We start from the raw sequence: 21,928 nt of genomic DNA, 5'->3' as shown, positions 1-21,928 counted from the left end.
CTCGGCCGCTGCGGCGGATTTGCGTCACAATATCTTCTCACGCCCGGCGAGGGCCGCACCGCACTACAGAAGGAATCCGCCGCTTTGAACTTCGAACATCTGATCCAGATTAACGCCGCCGACAATCCGGCCCTGCCGGTACTGACACGCGCGCAACTGTGGGAAGGCCTCGTGCTGCGCGCCGAGCAGCCGCAGCTTTTCGTGATCGGCCTCGACCGCTGCATCGTGCACGAACGCACGGAGACGACGCTCGAACGCGAGTTGCATTACGGCAATGCGACCGTCCGCGATCGCGTGACGTACACGCCGAACGAGCAGGTCCGCTACGACATCCATGCGGCCGACGGCGAGATCGGCGGTTCGCTGACGATGACGATCGAAGAGCGCGACGATCGGCAGCTGTTCCTGCGCTTCGAGTATCGGACGACGCTGCCCGTCGCCAATGACAGCGAAGACGCGCGCCAGACGCACGAGATCGTGAAGGAAGCCTACCGCGCATCCGACATCGATACCGTTCGTCTGATCCGCGAATATGCGCAGGGCCGCAAGGACCCGGCTCCGCTGCACTGACCGCACCTAGCGGCGGTGCAGCCGTCGCCCTCTTTACTCTTGCCTATCGACATTCAGTTTTCGATCGATAAAGATACGTTGTAAATGGGAATAGTTATCATTTAGAATTCATTTCATCGAATCGCAACTCACCGATCGTCTGAATGACCGAATCTATGCGCTCTACTACGCTCACGTTGCGCCGCACAGGCGGCGCTGCATCCAGCGGCCGCCCCAAAACGGCAGCAGTAACGACGCCGGCGGAATCGGTGAAGTCCACGGCAAGGCCCACAGCAACCGCAAACGCCGGGCAGCGCGTCGTGAGCAGCGATGCGCTGTTGCAGGGCCAAAGCCACGTGAGCATCGCGCACAACGGCGAAACCTATCATTTGCGAGCCACTCGCCTGGGCAAGCTGATCCTGACGAAGTAACGAACCGAGTATTGTGGGGACCACCTCTACGAGAGGTGTTGGGCATTAGCCAGCCATAACGGCTTGCACGCGAGTCTAGACCCCTTCGTGCAAACATATTCAAGCAGCCGTTGTAGCAAGCCAAGCCGCTTTTTTTGGTTCTCACAGCGTGAAAAAGAAAGCGACGCGTCCGATGACGCGTCGCTTTTTGTTTTTGCGGCGCATGAAGCGTGAAACGCGACAGCGATCTCTACTCGCTCGAGCCGACGACGGGACGGATGTCGGCGAAACGCCGCTTTCGAGTCAGCCGGCGTCCGTCAATGCGGCGATGCCCGCGCGGGCGACGGCAGCATCCTGCTCGGACTTCACGCCCGACACGCCGATCGCGCCAACCGTCTCGCCTTCGACCATGATCGGCACACCGCCCTCGACGAGGCCGACGAGCGGTGCGCTCAGGAACGACACGCGCCCTTGCAGCACCATTTCCTCATAGACCTTGCTCTCGCGGCGACCGAGCGCCGCCGTGCGGCCCTTGCCGATCGCCATCTCGACGGTGCTCGGCGCGGCGCCGTCCATCCGGTGCAGATACAGCAGGTGTGCGCCATCGTCGAAGATCGCGACCGTCACGGGCCAGTGACTGGCGGCCGCAAACGACTCGGCGGCGGCCGCCATCCTCTTCACGTCCTCGCTCGTCAAAACAGGTTTGGTTTTCATCTCGGCGCTCCTTCGTGGTGAGAGCCCGTCGACGGCTGCATCATACCGCTCGAAGCGCGTCAGAATCCCCAGAACATCAGCCACCACGCACTGTCGATCACCGCAAGCGCGGCGCCGAACCAGAGCATCGCGAACAGCCGGCGCGCCCAGCCCGCATAGCGGCCGGTGACTTGCCACGCGAGCCATGCGCTCCACAGATTCGAACCGGCGAGAATCGCGATCCGCACGTCCGACGCCCAGCCGAGCGGCACGTGCTCGGCGCGCAGCAGCGACAGCGTCGTCGCCGACAGGCCGAGAAACACGCCCGCGCCCGCGAGCGGGATCAGCGCCTGCGCGAGATGATGCAGCCGTACACGCTCGAAGCGGCCGAGCATCGCGACAGCGCCGCCGAGCAGCACGGCAAGCGCCGTGCCGTACACGAGCCCTGTGCCCATGATGTACGCGATGACGAGCGAACCGTCGAGCCACGAAAATACGTCGTTGTGCTCGGGATAGTGCGTGAAGATGAACCACGGCGCGTTCGTGTCGAGCGGCCACATGATGTCGTGATCGATCAGCCAGCCCGCAAGCGATTGCTTGATCTGCACGAACCACGGACTCACCGTCCAATGGAATGCGCCGATCGCGATGCCGAGCAGGCCGTAGAGGATGAGCGCCGTGTCCCAGCCGCTCGCCTGCCTGTCGCCGAGCGCGACCACCTCTTCGGACGGCGAGCGCATCGTCAGCTCGATCGCGCCGCGGTGGCCGCTGCAGCGGCCGCACATGTGGCACGCCGCCGCGCCCTTCATGTTGCGAAGCGGCACGAGCGGCGCGCAGTTGATCGGAATCACGCGATGGCCGCCTTCGCCTTTCTTGTACGAACGGCGCCACGCGTCCTCGTCGACCTTGTAGCGCAGCGGCGCGAGACGCGCGAGCAGCGAGAAAACACCGTTCACGGGGCACAGATAGCGGCACCATACGCGCTTCTCGCGCCCGTACAGGAAACCGATCACGATCGCGGCGAGCGTCGACCCGCCGAGCACGAGCAGCACAGCGCGCGGATACTGATAGACACTGACCATCTGGCCGTAGATCGTCGTGAGACCGAACGCGACGAACGGCCAGCCGCCCCAGCGCATCCAGCGCGGAATCGCGCGGCCGCGGCCGAACTTGCTCGCGAACTCGCTTAACGCGCCCTCGGGACACAGCACGCCGCACCAGACTCGGCCGAGCATCACCATCGACAGCAGCACGAACGGCCACCAGATGCCCCAGAACACGAACTGCGCGGCAAGCGTCAGGTTGCTCCACAGATGCGCGGTATCGTCGGGCAGCGGCGTGAACGCCGGCACGAGGATCAGGAACGCGTAGACGAGGACGACGATCCACTGGATGCCGCGGATCAGCGCACCGTGGCGCTGCAACCATTGCCCTGCTTCCGCGACCAGGTTCGTGCGGCGGCGGCCGACGACGGCACTCATGCCGGCCGCCCCAGAGTCGCCGCCGGGTGTCTGGCGGCACGCTTGAGCAGCAGATAGACGACCGCCCAGTAGACCGCGTACGCGACGAGGTTCGTGAGCGACGGATGCGCGCGGTAGCCGGTCAGCGTCGCGACGAGCGAGCCGAGCGTGCCCGAATCGTCGAGGATCGCCGACGTATCCCACAGTTGCGCGATGCCGAGCGGCAGGATTTCCTTGTCGATCAGCTTGTCGATGCCCGCCTGGAACAGGCCCGCGCCGAGGAACAGCAGCATGATCTCGGTGACGCGGAAGAAGTGCCGCCACGAGAAGTACTTGCCGCCCAGTTGCAGCACGTAGAACGTCAGGAACGCGAGACCGAGGCCGATCAGCACGGCGAGCACCTGGCTGCCGTCGACGTGCCCCGACTGGCCGAAGCCGAGCCCGTACAGGAAGATCACCGTCTCGCTGCCTTCGCGCGCGATCGCGAGCGCGACGAGCACCGCGACGCCCCACCAGTTCGCGTCCTGCGTGCTCTTCTGCAGCGAGCGCTCCATGTCGCGCTTCAGCGTGCGCCCGTGCTGCTTCATCCATAGCACCATCTGCACGATCAGCACGCACGCGATCAGCACCATTGCGGTCTGAAAGTAGTCCTGCGCGTCGCCCGACAACACCTCGGTGAAGCCGACGAGTGCGGCGCCGAGCCCGACCGCCATCAGCAGGCCGGCGCCCACGCCCGCCCACAGGTACGGCAAGCCGCGGCGCGCATCGTCGTCGCCGTTCTTCAGCCATGCATAGAGAATACCGACGACGAGCAGCGCCTCGACGCTCTCCCGCCAGACGATGAACAAGATCTGACCCATTGTTACCTCCCTGCGTCCGCCGCGCGGCTCGTCCGCGCGTCAAACGCGAAAACCGTTACTTCGCGACGATGACGCCCTGCGCCTGCTGGTGAAAATCGTCGAAAAACTTGTATTCGCCCGGCGACAGCGGCGCGATCACGACGAACGATTCGCCGCCCGGCGCGAGCACCTTCTCCTTGCGAAGCTGCACGCTCTCGAACTCGACGGCGCCCTTGCCCGTATTGCGAATCTGGATCTTGATGCGCTGGCCGGCCGGCACTTCGATGCGCGCCGGATTGAGCTTGCCGTCCGCCATCTCGAGCTTGAAGGTCGGCAGATCGGCCGCGTGCGCGGCGCCCGCGACGACGATCGCGGCGGCGAATGCGAATACTCTGGGGAATTTCATCGTATTTCTCTAAAAAGACAGCGCGCTCGTCGCGCGCCGTCCGTTTGCTGCCGTGACGATCAATACCCGCCCTTCTTGCCGATGCCGGCGAACGGGAAATCGTATTCGAGCGTGATCGGCTTGAACCACTGGCCGACGCCGGTTTCCTTGTCGACGTGGCGGCCGAACGCCATGTGGCCCGTCTGCATCGGCGGCTTCACGACGAGCGTCAGGTGATACTTGCCTGGGCCGTTCAGCTTCACGTTGTCGCCGTAGTGCGGACCGTCGCTCGCGACCATGCCCATCAGATCGCCTTCGGCCTTCCACTTCGCGTCGCCCTGCTTCGTCAGCTTGTACGCGACTTGCAGATACGGCATCCAGTCGCCTTCGGCGAAGCCGGTCGGATTGTTCTTGACCGCATGGATGTCAGCCTCGAGATGGACGTCCGAATCCGACGCCTTGCGCATCATGCCTTCCGGATCCATCGTGATCGGCTGCAAGTACACCGCGCCGATTTCCATCCCGCCTTGAATCTGGTGCTTGCCGATCGGGTATTCAGCCGCCGTCGCCGACAGCGCAGCGCACGCGGCCGCCAATGCGACACCGCTGCTAACAAAGGAAGAACGCGACATTGACACTCCTGTTTTTATCTCGTGACACACGTCTCGCCCGCGCGGACCCGAAACCCGGAGGAGAGACAAAAAAACGATGAAGAACGTTAATGCGAACTATTCTCAATACAGGCGCAAGTGTAGCACCGAACCGCTTCCGAAACAAATGGAGATGCCGCTAAATCCCTGATCTGACAAGGCTTACAGCGAGATTAACGGATGCGGCGGGGCGCCGCGGAACGTCATTGGACCCCGCTCACGTGATCGCCGACATTCGCGCCGAACACCCGCTCGCGCAGCAGCGCGAGCTGGTCGCGTGTCTGCGCGGCTTTTTCGAACTCGAGATTCTTCGCGTAATCGGCCATCTGCTTCTCGAGCCGCTTGATTTCCTTCGCAATCTGCTTCTCGGACATGTCCTCGAACTTCGCGCGCTGCTGCGCCTCTTTCAGCTCGGCGCGCGCTTCGTCGGCGTTGTAGACGCCGTCGATGATGTCCTTGATCCGCTTCACGACGCCGCGCGGCGTGATGCCCATCTGCTCGTTGAACGCGATCTGCTTCGCGCGGCGGCGCTCCGTCTCGTCGATCGCGCGGCGCATCGAATCGGTGATCCGGTCCGCGTACAGGATCGCCTTGCCGTTCACGTTGCGCGCCGCGCGGCCGATCGTCTGGATCAGCGAGCGCTCGGCGCGCAGGAAGCCTTCCTTGTCCGCATCGAGGATCGCGACGAGCGACACTTCCGGAATGTCGAGGCCCTCGCGCAGCAGGTTGATCCCGACCAGCACGTCGAACGTGCCGAGCCGCAGGTCGCGGATGATCTCGACCCGCTCGACCGTGTCGATGTCGCTGTGCAGATAGCGGACCTTGACCCCGTGGTCGGCGAGGAATTCGGTCAACTGCTCGGCCATCCGCTTCGTCAGCACGGTGATCAGCACGCGCTCGCACGCCTTCACGCGCTCGGTGATCTCAGACAGCACGTCGTCGACCTGCGTGCTCGCCGGCCGCACCTCGATCGCCGGATCGACGAGCCCCGTCGGCCGCACGACCTGCTCGGCGGTCTGGCCGGACACGCGCTGCTCGTAATCGGCGGGCGTCGCCGACACGAACACCACCTGGCGCATCTTGCGCTCGAACTCGGGGAACTTGAGCGGACGGTTGTCGAGCGCCGACGGCAGCCGGAAACCGTAATCGACGAGATTCTCCTTGCGCGCGCGGTCGCCGTTGTACATCCCGTTCAACTGGCCGATCAGCACGTGCGATTCGTCGAGCAGCATCAGCGCGTCGGACGGCAGGTAGTCGACGAGCGTCGGCGGCGGTTCGCCCGGCGCCGCCCCGGAGAAGTGCCGCGAGTAGTTCTCGATGCCCTTGCAGAAGCCGAGCTCCTGCAGCATCTCGAGGTCGAAGCGTGTGCGCTGCTCGAGCCGCTGCGCCTCGACGAGCTTGCCATCGCGATGAAAGAACTCGAGACGCTCGCGCAGTTCCTCCTTGATCGTCTCGACGGCTCGCATCACGGTCTCGCGCGGCGTCACGTAGTGCGACGACGGATAGACGGTGAAACGCGGGATCTTCTGCCGCACGCGGCCCGTCAGCGGATCGAACAGTTGCAGAGAATCGACTTCGTCGTCGAACAGCTCGACGCGCACCGCCATCTCCGCGTGTTCGGCCGGGAAGATATCGATCGTGTCGCCTCGCACGCGGAACGCGCCGCGCTGGAAGTCCTGCTCATTGCGCGTGTACTGCATCGCGATCAGCCGCGCGATCACTTCGCGCTGGCCGATCTTGTCGCCCATGCGCAGCGTCAGGATCATCTGGTGATACTCGGACGGATTGCCGATACCGTAGATCGCCGACACCGTCGCGACGATCACGACGTCGCGACGCTCCATCAGGCTCTTCGTCGCCGACAGCCGCATCTGCTCGATGTGCTCGTTGATCGACGAGTCCTTTTCGATGAACAGATCGCGCTGCGGCACGTACGCTTCCGGCTGGTAGTAGTCGTAGTACGACACGAAATACTCGACCGCGTTGCGCGGGAAGAATTCGCGAAATTCCGAGTAGAGCTGCGCGGCGAGCGTCTTGTTCGGTGCGAACACGATCGCCGGGCGGCCAAGCTGCGCAATCGTGTTCGCCATCGTGAAGGTCTTGCCCGAGCCCGTCACGCCGAGCAGCGTCTGGAACGAAAGTCCGTCCTCGACGCCTTCGACCAGCGTCGTGATCGCGGTCGGCTGGTCGCCCGCAGGCGGATACGGCTGATACAGCTGGAACGGCGATCCGTCGAACGTCACGAATTTCGATTCGTCGAGATCGTCGCGGGTGTCGGGGTGATGTTCGGACATGTGGATGCGAGGCGGCGAGCCGAAGCGGAGCAAAGGAGCATTCTAGCGCTTCGACGCTCGGCCGGCTCCGCCCCGCTCCGCTCGCGATTCTCCGGCCGAGTGCGCAAAAAAACCGCAGCCGGGGCCGAGACATTGGCCGAACGGAGACGGCGAATTCGCTACAATGACGAGTTGCTGCGCTTCGCTTTCCGCGCCGAGCCGCCGCCCTTTGCCGCGCTTCGCCTCACGGCCCGCCGGCCCGCATCGGCACTCCGAAGCTGACCCTCTTTTCACAACTGCTGCGAATCAATCATGTCGCTCTTCTCCGCTGTCGAACTTGCCCCCCGCGACCCGATCCTGGGTCTGAACGAAGCCTTCAACGCCGATGCGCGCCCGACCAAGGTGAATCTCGGCGTCGGCGTCTACACCAACGAGGACGGCAAGATTCCGCTGCTGCGCGCGGTGCGCGACGCGGAAAAGGCGCGGGTCGAAGCCGGCCTGCCGCGCGGCTACCTGCCGATCGACGGCATCGCCGCCTATGACGCCGCCGTGCAGAAGCTGCTGCTCGGCGACGATTCGCCGCTGATCGCGGCCGGCCGCGTCGTGACGGCGCAAGCGCTCGGCGGCACGGGCGCGCTGAAGATCGGCGCGGACTTCCTGCGCACGCTGAACCCGAAGGCAAAGGTCGCAATCAGCGATCCGAGCTGGGAGAACCACCGCGCGCTGTTCGAAACGGCCGGCTTCGAGGTCGTCGCGTACCCGTACTACGACGCAAAGACGAACGGTGTCAACTTCGACGGCATGCTGGCCGCGCTCGACAGCTACGAGCCGGGCACGATCGTCGTGCTGCATGCGTGCTGCCACAACCCGACGGGCGTCGACCTGAACGAAGCGCAGTGGGCGCAGGTCGTCGAAGTCGTGAAGGCGCGCAAGCTCGTGCCGTTCCTCGACATCGCTTATCAAGGCTTCGGCGAGAGCATCGAGGCCGACGCGGCCGCGGTGCGCCTCTTCGCGGCGGCGGATCTGAACGTGTTCGTGTCGTCGTCGTTCTCGAAGTCGTTCTCGCTGTACGGCGAGCGAGTCGGCGCGCTGTCGATCATCACCGACAGCAAAGACGAAGCCGCACGCGTGCTGTCGCAATTGAAGCGCGTGATCCGCACGAACTACTCGAACCCGCCGACGCATGGCGGCGCGATCGTCGCGGCGGTGCTCGCCTCGCCCGAACTGCGCGCCTCGTGGGTGCAGGAGCTCGGCGAAATGCGCGATCGCATCCGCGCGATGCGCAATGGCCTCGTCGAGCGCCTGACGGCCGCCGGCATCGAGCGCGACTTCAGCTTCATCAACGCGCAACGCGGCATGTTCTCGTACTCGGGCCTGACGTCGGCGCAAGTCGACCGTCTACGTGAAGAGTTCGGCATTTATGCGGTGAGCACCGGCCGGATCTGCGTCGCGGCGCTCAACACGCGCAATATCGACGTCGTGGCAAACGCGATCGCGGTCGTGCTGAAGTAAGCCGGACGCCGGCGCTGCGGCCTTTGAGCTGCCGCGGCGCTACGCTGCTGGAACAAGGACGCGCTCCGGATGGGGCGCGTTTTTTTATGTTCGTGCGCAGTATTACGTCGCACGCTGAATGAGATTCGGTATCGCGCGCTATTTGAGGTGAGACAGCGGAAGTTGTTACGCGCTCGGCGAGGAAGAAGTTCATCGTGGCGAGCGCGAGATGCGGCGGACTGGGTGACGGACGCCGTCGCGCGTTTGAGGTGCACAAACGCGGCGAGTCCGGCGAGATGGGCGCCGGGGCCGTCGTTCAGATGCGCCCGGCTTGCCGGGGCAGCCCGCGCGAGGCTTCGCGCAGCAACTCGAGCCCGGAGTCGGCCAGCAGCGTATGGGTGCAGCCGGCAGCCTTCAGTGCGTGCGCGATGAGTTGCGCGAAGCGCTCGCGCTCGACGACGGGCTGCAGTTGCACGCGCGTCTGGATGCGGCTGTAGAGCGCGGCATAGGGCGTGCATTCGAGCATGCTGGCCTGCACCGGATGACCGACGAACCACACGGTGATGAGATCGCGGGCGTCGAAGGCGAAGTTCAGGAACGAGGGGAAGTCGCGGAAGAACTCGGGCGGCAGGTTCTGTGCCTCGTCGATGATCCACAGCGGCAGGACCTGCTTGCCGGTGGCGAGCTCGTTGATGCGCCGCTTCCGTTCGCGCCACAGATCCGCGCGCCGGTAGCTGGGCTCGAGCCCGAGCGCTCGCGCGAGCGAGCGGTACAGGTCGATGCGACCGAATTCGGTCTCGGCCAGATAGATCGTCAGGTAGCGATGGGGATTCAGGCCTCGCGTGAGATGGCGTAGCGCGGCGGTCTTGCACACGCCGGGTTCGCCGGTCAAGAGGCCCACGCCGAGGCTGGCGAGCAGCCACTGGAAGCGCTCGGCGAGGCGCGCGAGCGTGCCATCGTCCCCCAGGTCGGTCGAATCCTTGTCGAGCGGCGCGCAGCGCAGGCCGAAGTGTTGACGGTACATGCTCAGGCCTCCAGTTGGTAGTGGTGCTGCTGGGTAAGCTCGATGAGGTTGGGTCCTGCGGCGGCTGGGGCGGTCGCCGGCTCGGCCGACGGTTTGCTGCGGCGACGTCGGCTGTTGGCGACGGCGTCGAGCAGCGTGGCGGCGCCCAGTGGCTGGCCAGTTTCGCTCTCCACGCGTACCACTCGACGAGCACGATGTGCTGGCCGGTGAGCTCGTAGGGGACCTCGAAGTAGCGGCCGGCGTACGAGACGGTGCCGTCGCGGCGCACACGGCGCGCGACGCGATGGAGGAACAGCTCATCCAGTTGCGGGGCGAGTGGTCCGAAGGCGCGGATGTGCGGCAGGTCTTGCTGGTAGCGCGAGAGTGGCGTTTGACCGCCGAGCCCGGTGTGCGGCTGGCGACGATAGACCTGCTCGACCCAGGCCACATGGGACAGCCAGGCCGTCGTGATCGAGCCACGCCATCGCTTCGCACAACGGCATCCGGTGCAAACAGGCCAGCCAGAAATCAGTGTGATCGGCGTGGCGCCCGAGCTCGGCAAAGCGGCTGCGTAGATGGAAGGCAAACGTCTCGTGGCTGGCTGACAGCGATCGCCACCAGCGACGCACGATGTGATAGCCGAGCGCAAAGATCGCCGCCGCGCGGCGCAACGACGCACCGGCGATCAGCAACTGCAAGCACCTGCTGCTGCAGCGCCCAGCCGTACCAACGGCGCGGGCAAATGCATAGCGGCAGGCGCGAACAGGTGCGCCGGCATGAAGGACAACGGAAGCGCGGCACCGAAACCGGATTGAGCTGGCCGTCGGCACTGCGGTCGGCCTTGCGGTCGTAGCAGCCATGTCCCCACAGGCAGCTGCAACCGCAGTGCGGGCGACGATCGGGGCGGTACGACTGAGGTGTGGAGACGACGGCGCGAAGATGTTATTCGAGGGAAAGGAAAGCGTGTACGATCCGTTGCATAGGCCGGGCTCTTATTGATTCGTGTGTTGGCGTGAGAACCGTCGCACGATATCAGAGGAGTACCGGCCTTCTTTATGCCCACCGTATCTCGCGTTGTTCGCGGTGAAGTTCAGAAAATCGCTCTCGCCGGCTGTATCACTTCGTGCTCGCGTTCTCGCACTGGGAGCACGCCGACGTCGTAGCAGGCGGCAAAGCTTCGAAGCCCTGTCCACCGGCCTGCAAAATGCGCTCTGGCAAGCCGGAGGCTGCCCGCGCGAGCACCGCACCGACAGCCTGTCGGCTGCGTTCAAGAACCTGCAGGAGAAAGAGGACTTTACGGTCCGCTATCTGTCAGGCGTGCTGGTGCACAGCGCCGCACGCGGGTCCCATGCAGCGGGGAGCCGCCGACGCGCGATCGACTCGGCACTTCGTCGACGAGCTCAAGCGCAGGCCCCAGGCGTTCAAGGGGCTGGCGTTCCGTGATGACCTGTTCCCGCGCGAGGCGTATCGCCTGACCTGGGAACAGCTCGAAGCCCGGATGTCGCAGCGCGACGCCTGCAAGACGATGGTCGGGTTGCTCGAGTTGGCTGCGAACCACGGCGTCGAAGCCACGCTCGCCGATCGGCTCGACGCCTTGCTGGCGGCAGGCGAGCTGCCCGATCTCGAGCAGTTGCGCGGCGAGTTCGCGCCGCGGGAGGCGCAGTGTCCGGGGGTCGTGGTCGAGATGCCGCCCGCGGCACTCTACGACACGCTGCTCGACGAGGAGGTGGCGGCATAAACGCGCCTGTAACCTACGATGCCTCGCGCCTGGGACTGATGCTCAACGAGCTGCGGCTGCCGACGATCGCGCGCCTGTGGCCTGAATTTGCACAGCGCTCCGACAAGGAAGGCTGGCAGGCCTCGCGACTGCTCGGCGCACTGCTCGAGCACGAACTGGCCGAGCGTGTGAAACGCCGTATCGAGCGTCACCGTGCTGAATCGCACCTGGACTCGACCAAGACACTCGACAGCTTCGACTTCGGCATGGTGCCGATGGTCTCGAAGGCGCACGTGATGGCGCTCGCGACCGGCGATTCGTGGCTCGAGAAAGGCGCGACGATCCTGCTGTTCGGGCCGCCGGGCGGCGGCAAGGCGCATCTCGGCTCCGGCATTGGCCATGCGCTGATCGACGCCGGCTACCGCGTGCTATTCACCCGCACCAGCGAACTCGTGCAGAAGCTGCAGGCGGCCCGCCAGAGCCTCCAGTTGCCGTCGATGCTCAGCAAGCTCGACCGCTCGACCTGATCATCCTCGACGACCTGTTGTACGTGCGCAAGGACCAAGCGGAGACCAGTGTGCTGTTCGAACGATCGCTGAGCGGTACGAGCGGCGCAGTCTTCTGATCACGGCCAACCAGCCGTTCTCCGGCTGGAACGACGTGTTCCCCGACCCGTCGATGACGGTGGCCGCCATCGACCGCCTGGTCCATCACTCGATGATCTTCGAGCTGAACGTCGAAAGCTACCGGCGTCGCAGCGCCAGCCACAACAAGCGCACGCGGCGACGTCAATTACCCGACACCGAACCGGAGGAAACGACAACTATGACCACCTGACGAGTGACAAAATTACCCCAGCCGACCGGCCATCATAGTTGTCGCTCGACCGGCCAAGATAGTTGACGATCTACAGTAGCTTCAGCCCCTCGTCGACACGGCATTCGTCGGATGCTTACTGCTGGCGTGGATCGACCGGTTGAAATCTGCCGTCGGGCATACGCCGATCCAACCCTCTTCTAATTCGCCAGATCTCTTCCGGAAAGATCACATTTATCCCGCCTCGAACCGGCAGCTCGCCTCAAGTACAGCTCCATGGGACGGCGCGCGGGCTTTAACTCGAGCCGTAGCCACCGATCGCCGGCCAAGTAGATATTCCGAAGAACGCGCTAACATTTCAATCTTCAATCCTATCTGGAGCAAACGGTGAACATCGGTGAAGTTGCCAAGGCATCGGGCGTCAGCGCGAAGATGATCCGTTACTACGAAAGCGTGGGCCTTCTCAATCCGGCGGAACGGACCGATTCAGGATATCGCGTCTACCACGACGAAGAAATCCACTTGCTACGTTTCATCCGCCAAGCGCGACGACTCGGATTTCTCGTCGACGACATTAGAAAGCTGCTCGCGCTCTGGCAAGATCGCTCGAGAGCGAGCGCCGAGGTCAAAGCGATTGCACTCGAGCACGTGGCCGAGCTTGACGGCCGGATCGCCGAGCTTACCGAGATGCGGAACACGCTTGCGAACCTCGCCGCCCATTGCAGCGGAGACGATCGTCCGGACTGCCCCATTTTGGAGCGATTGGCTGATCCTTGCTGCGATCCAAAATAGTGCGTGCAACTACGCGCTCGTGCGCTGCACGTCACGCAAGTTGTCAGAAAAATCAGATGTTTAAGACGGAATTGTTTGATCTATTCCAAATTGGCATGCATCACATTCGAGCATTTCACTGGCAAGTTGGTGCAATCAGGCTATAATCGGGTTAACCCTATGAGGGATATCCCTGTTATCGATTCACCAGGGGATCTCAATCTTCCTTGGAGAGCCAATATGTTTGCCTACATCATCGAAAAGCTGAGCAACTGGTTTGAGGCTGCAGAACGCAACCGCCGTGAAGCCTATCTGGCTTCGTCGAGCGATATCGTCCAGCTCGAGCAGCGCATCCGCTCGCTGGAAACTAACGGCTACTCGCTGTAAATCGGAGCGGCAAGACGTCGCACCGAGCGCCCAAGTGCGCAAGCAAAGAAGCCCCGTATTGACGGGGCTTTGTCTTTTCGTAAGCTGGAAACGTTGACCGCCGGACATTGTGGGCGGTCAACGTACAATCAAGCGTCGTTCGAAACGGGGGCCTGATGAGAGTCGTCAATCGCTTCTTCTGCTTCGCGACGAGTTGCGTCGCACTATGCGGTACCACGGTGCCTGCGCTCGCTGGGACAAACGGCGCGCCGTTGATCCTGGATACGCAAAGCGGGATTCGCGACGGCAAGGGCGGCATCGTGCTGCAAAATGCGTCACTCTCACGTGCCCCGATCGCTGCGCCGGCGCAACCTGCTCCGATGACGGGGCTGCCGCCCGGTTCGATTGCGCCGATGGTCGTCGTCCCATACATCGAGGTGCCCAATCCGGCTGTGCCGCTGAAGGCGCCCCAGCCGCGTCAATAGGCCGCGACGCCGGTGTCAGCTGCCGCGATGCTCGATCGCGAACTTCGTGCCGCTGTCCTGGCCGAGTGTTTCGACGAGGTACGGGAGCGTATCTTTCATTGCGTCGATCAGCGTATACGGCGGATTCAGGATGAACATCCCGCTGCCGAAGAGTCCATAACCATCCGATGGAGGCCGGCTTACGGTCAAGCTCAGATGCAGCCAGTTGTTCGGTTGCAGCCCTTTTAGATGATCCGGGAATTTCTGCGACTCGGGGCGGCTCACCTGCGGATACCAAATTGCATAGCATCCCGTTGCAAATCGTTTCAGGCTTTCTTCGACGCAGGTGAGCGTTTTGGCGTAATCGCGCTTGTCCTCGTATGACGGATCGATCAATACGAGCGCACGCCGCGGCGGCGGAGGCAGCAGCGCCTTGATGCCTTCGAATCCATCGCCCGTATAGATCATCACGCGCCGTCCTGCATCGCGAAAATTATGGCGCAGCACATCGATTTCAGTGCTGTGAAGCTCGAACAGGCGCATCCGATCCTGCTCGCGCATCAGCCGCCATGCGAGATAAGGGGAGCCCGGGTAGTAGCGCAATTCGCCGTCGCTGTTCAGCGCCCTGACTTCGTCGACATAGTCGGAAAGCGCCTCGGGTAGATCTGTCGCGTCCCAGATTTTCTCGATCCCCGTGCCGAATTCGCCGGTTTTTGCCGCATATCCGTCGAACAGCGAGTAGACGCCAGCACCAGCGTGCGTATCGATGTACCAATACGACTTGTCTTTCTTGTTCAAATGACGCAGCAACTGCACGACGACGGCGTGCTTGAGGACGTCCGCATGATTGCCGGCGTGAAAGCCGTGACGATAGCTGAGCATGGCGAGAGAAATACGGGAGCGATACGTGGAAATCGGTCGAGCGCCAACACGTGCGAGCCATGCTGCCGGATTCGCGGGCATGGCCGGCCGATGTGGTCGCGTATTGTACGCGAGTATGCGATGTAGCCTGCCGCCCGGCTACTGATAGACATCGCCGACGATCTGCTCGATCCGCTGCTTCACGTCCGGTGCGAGCTTCGCCGCAACGTCGAGCGAGCGCATGTTTTCGACGATCTGCTCGACGCGCGACGCGCCCGTGATTACCGTGCTGACGCGCGGGTTCTTCAGCACCCAGGCGAGCGCGAGCTGGCCTACGGTGCAACCGAGCTCGTTCGCGATGTCACCGAGCTCATCGACGATGTTGTTCTTAGCCGGGTCCGTCAATTGCTCGCGTAGCCAGTCATAGCCGTGGATTTCCGCCCGGCTGCCAGCGGGAACGCCGTGCCGGTACTTCCCGGTCAACAGCCCCGATGCGAGTGGACTCCAGGTCGTGAGTCCCATTCCGAAATCGTCATAGAGGCGCTTGTATTCCTGCTCGACGCGCTTGCGATGAAATAGATTGTATTGCGGCTGTTCCATCGTTGGTTTGCGCAGATGATGCCGTTCAGCGATTTCGTATGCGGCGCGGATCTCGTCGGCGCTCCATTCCGACGTGCCCCAGTAGAGCGCCTTGCCGCGCGCGATGATGTCGCTCATCGCCCATACGGTTTCCTCGATCGGTGTGCTCGGGTCGGGACGATGGCAGAACACGAGGTCAACGTAGTCGAGCTGCAGACGCTGCAGCGAGGCGTCGATCGCGTGCAGCAGGTATTTGCGGTTGAGGGTGTGGTATTGATTCGGCGCTTCCGCGAGCCCCCAGAAGAACTTCGTCGAAACCACATAGCTGATGCGCGGCCAGCCAAGCGATTTCAGCGCATGCCCCATAATTTCCTCGGATTTGCCGCCTGCATATACTTCGGCGTTGTCGAAGAAATTGACGCCGGCATCATGCGCTGCGGCCAGCGATTCGCGAGCGGCGCGGCGATCGACCTGGTTGCCGTAGGTGACCCACGACCCGATCGACAGTTCGCTGACCTGCAATCCAGAACGTCCTAGCCTCCGGTAGTTCATATCGTCTCCGATCGAGCGTGACCGACAACAAGCTTAGCCTGTTTGACCGCGGTGCGCGATCTCGTTCATGCACAATAGCAATGTCGGCCGCGGCGCGACAGCCGGCCATTCGGCCTATGCCGTCCGGCTGAGTGGGCAGATGCCGGACGCGATGCTTTCATTGACTTAACTGATGGAGACTTGGGGAATGACTTCGAATTTGAACGGGAAAGCGGCGGTCGTGACAGGCGCAGCAAGCGGCATCGGCAAGGAAATCGCGCTGGAGCTCGCGCGCGCGGGCGCGGCGGTCGCGATCGCGGATCTGAATCAGGACGGCGCGAACGCGGTCGCCGAGCAGATCAAGCAGGCGGGCGGCAAGGCGATCGGCGTCGCGATGGACGTGACGAACGAAGACGCGGTCAACGCCGGCATCGACAAGGTTGCCGAAACGTTCGGCTCGGTCGACATCCTGGTGTCGAACGCGGGCATCCAGATCGTCAATCCGATCGAGCACTATGCGTTCGCCGACTGGAAGAAGATGCAGGCGATTCACGTGGACGGGGCGTTCCTGACGACGAAGGCCGCGCTCAAGCACATGTACCGGGACGATCGCGGCGGCGTCGTGATCTACATGGGCTCGGTGCATTCGCACGAGGCGTCGCCGCTGAAGTCGGCGTACGTGACGGCGAAGCACGGGCTGCTGGGGCTTGCGCGCGTGCTGGCGAAGGAAGGCGCGAAGCACAACGTGCGCTCGCACGTGGTGTGTCCGGGCTTCGTGCGCACGCCGCTCGTCGACAAGCAGATTCCGGAGCAGGCGAAGGAGCTCGGGATCAGCGAAGAGGAAGTCGTGAAGAAGGTGATGCTCGGTCAGACGGTCGACGGGGTGTTCACGACCGTCGAGGATGTCGCGAAGACGGTGCTGTTCCTGTCGGCGTTCCCGAGCGCGGCGCTGACCGGCCAGTCGTTCATCGTCAGCCATGGGTGGTTCATGCAGTAAGGGGGCTAGGCGAGCGCCGAGCCGCAGCGTCGTCTCGCCTCGTCTTGACCGTTCGGCCGCTCGAAGTCGGTGAGGCCCGTACTGCTGTTACGGCGCGTTCAATTTGAGGTCGAAGATGGGGTATTCATCTCGCGTCCGGCGAGAGCGATTTTCGGAGGTGTCAGGAATTTTGTGTGTAAGCACCTCGCGAAGGCCGTTCGCAATGCGACGCGCACGTGAGGCATGATTGGGTATCGGTCGCTCGGGTTCGCCCGCTGGCAATCAGCCCGTGGAGGCAGGCGGGCAAGGCTTGCCTGGCAGCTTACTTGCCACGTTCCACGGTAGTAATTCGTCGATGCGGTTAATGGGGTGGTCAGCGATATGGGTCAGCACGTATTCGAGGTAAGCGCGCGGGTTGATCCCGTTCAGCTTGCACGTGCCGATCAGGCTGTACATCGCTGCAGCCCTCTGGCCCCCGCTATCGGAGCCGGCGAACAAGAAGTTCTTCCGACCCAGACTCACACATCGCAGCGCGTTTTCGGCCAGGGCATTGCTGATCTCGGCACGGCCCTCTTCGCAGTACAGCGCGAGGGCATCCCACTGGTTAAGCGAGTAACGGATCGCTTTGGCCAAATCGGATTTCTTCGACAGCGTCGCGAGTTTGTCCGTCATCCACGTCTTGATGGTTGCCAGCAGCGGCACACTTTTCTCCTGCCGCACGCGCAGCCGTTCAGCGGCGGGTTTGCCGCGGATGTGGGCCTCGATGCCGTAGAGTTCGCCGATCAGCTCGAGCACCTCCCGGGTCGCCTCGGTATCGGCGTCAACGGCACCGTCGACCTTGATCACCACTGCGCCGATCCGGATCTCGATCGTCCCCGCTCGCGCAGTCGGGTTGCCGACATCCCCTGCATCCGGTGGCATCGCCATGCGCGGCGCGTGTGTCTCATGCACCACCGCCACTGGAATCAGCGACATCGTTTCGGCCTGCAATTGCTCGCGATAGCGGCGCCGCCAGGTGAACAGCATGTTTGCATTGATGCCATTCTCGCGCGCCAGCTTTGCGACCGAGGCACCAGGCTCGCATGCCGCAGCGGCGAGTCGGCGTCGAAACTCGCGATCATAATTCGGGCGTCCCTTGCGGCTACCCGGCTTGGCTTCCGGCTCTGTCACAGTGATGTCCATCAAATCGAAAATGATGGGCACCACTTTGATGTCGGTTCTCGCCGTCGTCTACGACGGTCGTCGTGAGGTGCTTACATCCGACGGGAGTGGGCGTAAAAAACAAAACCCCCGCCTGGCTGGGCGGGGGTTCTGAGAGGGGGAGCCTGACGATTACCTACTTTCACACGGGCAATCCGCACTATCATCGGCGTAGAGTCGTTTCACGGTCCTGTTCGGGATGGGAAGGGGTGGGACCGACTCGCTATGGTCATCAGGCAAAGAGGGATGTCGCGGTGCATCGCAGCGCGACCAATCGGGAAGAAGCAGTAATGTTGGGTTGTGAGCTGTATCTCACACGTACGCGGTACTTCAACCGTCGTACGTCGAGTGCCTTGCACTCGACGCTCGATATCCGTAAGCGCTGAAGCGCTAACGGCTATCGAGACAGACTTGTTATAGGATCAAGCCTTACGGGCAATTAGTATCGGTTAGCTGAACGCATTACTGCGCTTACACACCCGACCTATCAACGTCCTGGTCTCGAACGACCCTTCAAGGGGATCAAGTCCCCGGGGAAGTCTCATCTTAAGGCGAGTTTCCCGCTTAGATGCTTTCAGCGGTTATCTCTTCCGAACATAGCTACCCGGCGATGCGACTGGCGTCACAACCGGTACACCAGAGGTTCGTCCACTCCGGTCCTCTCGTACTAGGAGCAGCCCCCTTCAAACTTCCAACGCCCACGGCAGATAGGGACCAAACTGTCTCACGACGTTTTAAACCCAGCTCACGTACCTCTTTAAATGGCGAACAGCCATACCCTTGGGACCGGCTACAGCCCCAGGATGAGATGAGCCGACATCGAGGTGCCAAACACCGCCGTCGATATGAACTCTTGGGCGGTATCAGCCTGTTATCCCCAGAGTACCTTTTATCCGTTGAGCGATGGCCCTTCCATACAGAACCACCGGATCACTATGACCTGCTTTCGCACCTGCTCGACTTGTCGGTCTCGCAGTTAAGCACGCTTATGCCATTGCACTATCAGCACGATTTCCGACCGTACCTAGCGTACCTTCGTACTCCTCCGTTACGCTTTGGGAGGAGACCGCCCCAGTCAAACTGCCTACCATGCACTGTCCCCGACCCGGATCACGGGCCAAGGTTAGAACCTCAAACAAACCAGGGTGGTATTTCAAGGACGGCTCCACCGAAACTAGCGTTCCGGTTTCATAGCCTCCCACCTATCCTACACAGATCGGTTCAAAGTCCAATGCAAAGCTACAGTAAAGGTTCATGGGGTCTTTCCGTCTAGCCGCGGGTAGATTGCATCATCACAAACACTTCAACTTCGCTGAGTCTCGGGAGGAGACAGTGTGGCCATCGTTACGCCATTCGTGCAGGTCGGAACTTACCCGACAAGGAATTTCGCTACCTTAGGACCGTTATAGTTACGGCCGCCGTTTACCGGGACTTCAATCAAGAGCTTGCACCCCATCATTTAATCTTCCGGCACCGGGCAGGCGTCACACCCTATACGTCCACTTTCGTGTTTGCAGAGTGCTGTGTTTTTATTAAACAGTCGCAGCCACCAGTTTATTGCAACCCCTTCACCCTTCCCCCGCAGGGGGGTCAAGCTACCAGGGCGTACCTTATCCCGAAGTTACGGTACCAATTTGCCGAGTTCCTTCTCCCGAGTTCTCTCAAGCGCCTTAGAATACTCATCTCGCCCACCTGTGTCGGTTTGCGGTACGGTCATTGTTAAACTGAAGCTTAGAGGCTTTTCTTGGAACCACTTCCAATTGCTTCGCTCCCTAAAGAGCTCGCGCCACACCCTTGAATTCCGCACCCGGATTTGCCTAAGTGCCTTCTCCAATGCAGCGACCGGGACTTCCAACACCCGGACAACCTTCCGCGATCCGTCCCCCCATCGCATTTAACAATGGTGCAGGAATATTGACCTGCTTCCCATCAGCTACGCATTTCTGCCTCGCCTTAGGGGCCGACTCACCCTACGCCGATGAACGTTGCGTAGGAAACCTTGGGCTTACGGCGAGGGGGCCTTTCACCCCCTTTATCGCTACTCATGTCAGCATTCGCACTTCCGATACCTCCAGCACGCTTTTCAACGCACCTTCGCAGGCTTACGGAACGCTCTCCTACCATGCGTGCAAGCACGCATCCGCAGCTTCGGTATATGGCTTAGCCCCGTTACATCTTCCGCGCAGGACGACTCGATCAGTGAGCTATTACGCTTTCTTTAAAGGGTGGCTGCTTCTAAGCCAACCTCCTGACTGTTTTAGCCTTCCCACTTCGTTTCCCACTTAGCCATATTTGGGGACCTTAGCTGGCGGTCTGGGTTGTTTCCCTCTTGACACCGGACGTTAGCACCCGATGTCTGTCTCCCGTGATTGCACTCTTCGGTATTCGGAGTTTGCTATGGCGGGGTAATCTGCAATAGACCCCCCAACCATGACAGTGCTCTACCCCCGAAGGTGAGACACGAGGCACTACCTAAATAGTTTTCGGAGAGAACCAGCTATTTCCAGGTTTGTTTAGCCTTTCACCCCTATCCACAGCTCATCCCCTAACTTTTCAACGTTAGTGGGTTCGGACCTCCAGTACGTGTTACCGCACCTTCATCCTGGCCATGGATAGATCACCTGGTTTCGGGTCTACGCCCAGCAACTGAACGCCCTATTCGGACTCGCTTTCGCTACGCCTGCCCTATTCGGTTAAGCTTGCTACTGAACGTAAGTCGCTGACCCATTATACAAAAGGTACGCCGTCACCCCTTACGAGGCTCCGACTGTTTGTATGCATGCGGTTTCAGGATCTATTTCACTCCCCTCCCGGGGTTCTTTTCGCCTTTCCCTCACGGTACTGGTTCACTATCGGTCGATCACGAGTATTTAGCCTTGGAGGATGGTCCCCCCATCTTCAGACAGGATTTCACGTGTCCCGCCCTACTTGTCGTACACCTAGTTCTTTCATACTGTTTTCGCCTACAGGGCTATCACCTGCTACGGCCGCACTTTCCAGAGCGTTCGGCTAACAATACAAATAAAGAGTACAGGCTCTTCCCATTTCGCTCGCCACTACTTTGGGAATCTCGGTTGATTTCTTTTCCTGCGGTTACTTAGATGTTTCAGTTCACCGCGTTCGCTTCACTAGACCTATGTATTCAGTCTAGGATGACCCAAAAGGGCCGGGTTTCCCCATTCGGACATCTACGGATCAAAGCTCGTTTGCCAGCTCCCCGTAGCTTTTCGCAGGCTACCGCGTCCTTCATCGCCTGTGATCGCCAAGGCATCCACCACATGCACTTGTTCGCTTGACCCTATAACGAGTCTGTCTCATCTTTCGACGCTACAGTCGCTACAGGTTGAGTTCTCGCGTGTCGCTCAGCGTTAGTGCCTAGCACTTACACTGAGCCCACACTACGTGTGTGCCGTATTCCAATTGAGCCGAACATTAAGTTCGAATCATCTTGAGATACATCGATACAATCACAACCCGGATAACTTCCACGTCCATCTCAAGACGCTTCCGCTATCCAAATTACTTACTTCTTCCAGATTGTTAAAGAACGACAGCCGATACTTTCGCATCACTCTGACTGGCTCAATCGCCAATGCCAAATCCTCGGTTCACGTTCGAACCAAGCACTTCGCATTGAAGATTGTGGTGGAGGCAGACGGGATCGAACCGACGACCCCCTGCTTGCAAAGCAGGTGCTCTCCCAGCTGAGCTATGCCCCCATACAGAGACTTCACCCAGGTTTCCTGCGCCAGACAACTTGGTGGGTCTGGTTGGATTCGAACCAACGACCCCCGCCTTATCAAGACGGTGCTCTAACCGACTGAGCTACAGACCCCTGAGTCTGTCTTAATTTACAGCCGATAAGCGTGAGCGCTCAACTTCGCGGATAGCTCG

The 21,928-nt window shown here is 61.5% G+C and carries 20 protein-coding genes, 2 tRNA genes, 2 rRNA genes and 2 pseudogenes; 10 read left to right on the top strand and 16 right to left on the bottom strand.

Annotation, left to right across the window (positions count from 1 at the left end; translation table 11 throughout):
• The first annotated feature begins 84 nt into the window (after window positions 1–84).
• Both WS70_RS20985 and hemP read left to right on the top strand, forming a co-directional pair.
• A complete protein-coding gene (locus WS70_RS20985; protein ID WP_059468814.1) occupies window positions 85–570 on the top strand; it encodes an SRPBCC family protein in 486 nt (161 codons plus the stop codon).
• Between the two features lie 143 nt (window positions 571–713).
• A complete protein-coding gene (hemP, locus tag WS70_RS20980) occupies window positions 714–980 on the top strand; it encodes a hemin uptake protein HemP (RefSeq protein ID WP_059468813.1) in 267 nt (88 codons plus the stop codon).
• 282 nt (window positions 981–1,262) lie between these two features.
• On the opposite strand, the gene WS70_RS20975 is transcribed toward hemP, so the two are convergent.
• From WS70_RS20975 to uvrB, 6 genes are all read right to left on the bottom strand, one after another.
• On the bottom strand, window positions 1,263–1,673 hold the full coding sequence (locus tag WS70_RS20975) for a GlcG/HbpS family heme-binding protein (protein WP_059468812.1): 411 nt from the start codon (window positions 1,671–1,673) through the stop codon (window positions 1,263–1,265).
• 59 nt (window positions 1,674–1,732) lie between these two features.
• Window positions 1,733–3,133, bottom strand: a complete 1,401-nt coding sequence (locus WS70_RS20970) for a 4Fe-4S binding protein (RefSeq protein WP_059597317.1) — start codon at window positions 3,131–3,133, stop codon at window positions 1,733–1,735.
• A complete protein-coding gene (locus tag WS70_RS20965) occupies window positions 3,130–3,972 on the bottom strand; it encodes an FTR1 family iron permease (protein WP_059468810.1) in 843 nt (280 codons plus the stop codon). The genes WS70_RS20970 and WS70_RS20965 overlap by 4 nt, the downstream gene beginning before the upstream one ends.
• A 55-nt stretch (window positions 3,973–4,027) precedes the next feature.
• Entirely contained in the window at window positions 4,028–4,357 is a 330-nt protein-coding gene (locus tag WS70_RS20960; RefSeq protein ID WP_010107905.1) for a cupredoxin domain-containing protein, read from the bottom strand.
• Between the two features lie 59 nt (window positions 4,358–4,416).
• Entirely contained in the window at window positions 4,417–4,968 is a 552-nt protein-coding gene (locus WS70_RS20955; RefSeq protein WP_059468809.1) for an iron transporter, read from the bottom strand.
• Window positions 4,969–5,189: 221 nt separating this feature from the next.
• Entirely contained in the window at window positions 5,190–7,280 is a 2,091-nt protein-coding gene (uvrB, locus tag WS70_RS20950; protein WP_059597316.1) for an excinuclease ABC subunit UvrB, read from the bottom strand.
• Between the two features lie 291 nt (window positions 7,281–7,571).
• Here uvrB and WS70_RS20945 point away from each other — a divergent pair, with 291 nt between their 5' ends.
• On the top strand, window positions 7,572–8,771 hold the full coding sequence (locus WS70_RS20945) for an amino acid aminotransferase (RefSeq protein WP_059468807.1): 1,200 nt from the start codon (window positions 7,572–7,574) through the stop codon (window positions 8,769–8,771).
• A gap of 295 nt (window positions 8,772–9,066) precedes the next feature.
• On the opposite strand, the gene WS70_RS20940 is transcribed toward WS70_RS20945, so the two are convergent.
• From WS70_RS20940 to WS70_RS33890, 3 genes are all read right to left on the bottom strand, one after another.
• Window positions 9,067–9,774 (bottom strand): ExeA family protein, encoded by a 708-nt coding sequence (locus tag WS70_RS20940; RefSeq protein WP_059597315.1) that lies wholly within the window; start codon window positions 9,772–9,774, stop codon window positions 9,067–9,069.
• 2 nt (window positions 9,775–9,776) lie between these two features.
• Entirely contained in the window at window positions 9,777–9,947 is a 171-nt protein-coding gene (locus tag WS70_RS31720; protein WP_159082937.1) for a hypothetical protein, read from the bottom strand.
• Window positions 9,948–10,281: 334 nt separating this feature from the next.
• Window positions 10,282–10,623 (bottom strand): DUF6431 domain-containing protein, encoded by a 342-nt coding sequence (locus WS70_RS33890; protein WP_226382967.1) that lies wholly within the window; start codon window positions 10,621–10,623, stop codon window positions 10,282–10,284.
• 232 nt (window positions 10,624–10,855) lie between these two features.
• On the opposite strand from WS70_RS33890, the pseudogene WS70_RS33885 reads away from it, so the two are divergent.
• From WS70_RS33885 to WS70_RS20910, 6 genes and pseudogenes are all read left to right on the top strand, one after another.
• Window positions 10,856–11,061 (top strand): annotated as a pseudogene (locus tag WS70_RS33885) (IS21 family transposase); the annotation flags it as partial.
• Between the two features lie 40 nt (window positions 11,062–11,101).
• Window positions 11,102–11,491 carry a hypothetical protein gene (locus WS70_RS33880; RefSeq protein ID WP_059597314.1) on the top strand — a complete coding sequence of 130 codons (390 nt, stop codon included), beginning with the start codon at window positions 11,102–11,104 and terminating at the stop codon, window positions 11,489–11,491.
• Window positions 11,488–12,307 (top strand): annotated as a pseudogene (gene istB / locus WS70_RS20925) (IS21-like element helper ATPase IstB). The gene WS70_RS33880 and the pseudogene istB overlap by 4 nt, the downstream one beginning before the upstream one ends.
• A 366-nt stretch (window positions 12,308–12,673) precedes the next feature.
• Window positions 12,674–13,078: a Cu(I)-responsive transcriptional regulator gene (cueR, locus tag WS70_RS20920; RefSeq protein WP_059468804.1), complete on the top strand. Its 405-nt coding sequence runs from the start codon at window positions 12,674–12,676 to the stop codon at window positions 13,076–13,078.
• 219 nt (window positions 13,079–13,297) lie between these two features.
• Window positions 13,298–13,444, top strand: a complete 147-nt coding sequence (locus WS70_RS20915; protein ID WP_006028476.1) for a DUF3563 family protein — start codon at window positions 13,298–13,300, stop codon at window positions 13,442–13,444.
• Window positions 13,445–13,599: 155 nt separating this feature from the next.
• Window positions 13,600–13,908: a hypothetical protein gene (locus tag WS70_RS20910; protein ID WP_226382927.1), complete on the top strand. Its 309-nt coding sequence runs from the start codon at window positions 13,600–13,602 to the stop codon at window positions 13,906–13,908.
• A gap of 15 nt (window positions 13,909–13,923) precedes the next feature.
• Here the strand turns inward: WS70_RS20910 and WS70_RS20905 are convergent, their stop codons facing one another.
• Both WS70_RS20905 and WS70_RS20900 read right to left on the bottom strand, forming a co-directional pair.
• Entirely contained in the window at window positions 13,924–14,769 is an 846-nt protein-coding gene (locus tag WS70_RS20905; RefSeq protein ID WP_059597313.1) for a 23S rRNA (adenine(2030)-N(6))-methyltransferase RlmJ, read from the bottom strand.
• A 138-nt stretch (window positions 14,770–14,907) separates the two neighbouring features.
• A complete protein-coding gene (locus WS70_RS20900) occupies window positions 14,908–15,879 on the bottom strand; it encodes a potassium channel beta subunit family protein (RefSeq protein WP_059597312.1) in 972 nt (323 codons plus the stop codon).
• 187 nt (window positions 15,880–16,066) lie between these two features.
• Here WS70_RS20900 and WS70_RS20895 point away from each other — a divergent pair, with 187 nt between their 5' ends.
• Entirely contained in the window at window positions 16,067–16,855 is a 789-nt protein-coding gene (locus tag WS70_RS20895; protein ID WP_108034025.1) for a 3-hydroxybutyrate dehydrogenase, read from the top strand.
• Between the two features lie 261 nt (window positions 16,856–17,116).
• On the opposite strand, the gene tnpA is transcribed toward WS70_RS20895, so the two are convergent.
• The 5 genes from tnpA to WS70_RS20870 form a co-directional block, all read right to left on the bottom strand.
• Window positions 17,117–18,016 (bottom strand): IS66-like element accessory protein TnpA, encoded by a 900-nt coding sequence (tnpA, locus tag WS70_RS33070; protein WP_418230154.1) that lies wholly within the window; start codon window positions 18,014–18,016, stop codon window positions 17,117–17,119.
• A gap of 141 nt (window positions 18,017–18,157) precedes the next feature.
• Window positions 18,158–18,271, bottom strand: a 5S ribosomal RNA gene (gene rrf, locus WS70_RS20885).
• 181 nt (window positions 18,272–18,452) lie between these two features.
• Window positions 18,453–21,332, bottom strand: a 23S ribosomal RNA gene (locus WS70_RS20880).
• Window positions 21,333–21,677: 345 nt separating this feature from the next.
• A tRNA-Ala gene (locus WS70_RS20875) sits at window positions 21,678–21,753 on the bottom strand.
• A 39-nt stretch (window positions 21,754–21,792) separates the two neighbouring features.
• Window positions 21,793–21,869: transfer RNA gene (locus tag WS70_RS20870), tRNA-Ile, on the bottom strand.
• Window positions 21,870–21,928 lie beyond the last annotated feature (59 nt).

It is taken from the genome of Burkholderia mayonis (genome assembly GCF_001523745.2).
GTDB lineage: Bacteria > Pseudomonadota > Gammaproteobacteria > Burkholderiales > Burkholderiaceae > Burkholderia > Burkholderia mayonis.
This window is presented reverse-complemented; position numbering and strand designations above follow the sequence as displayed.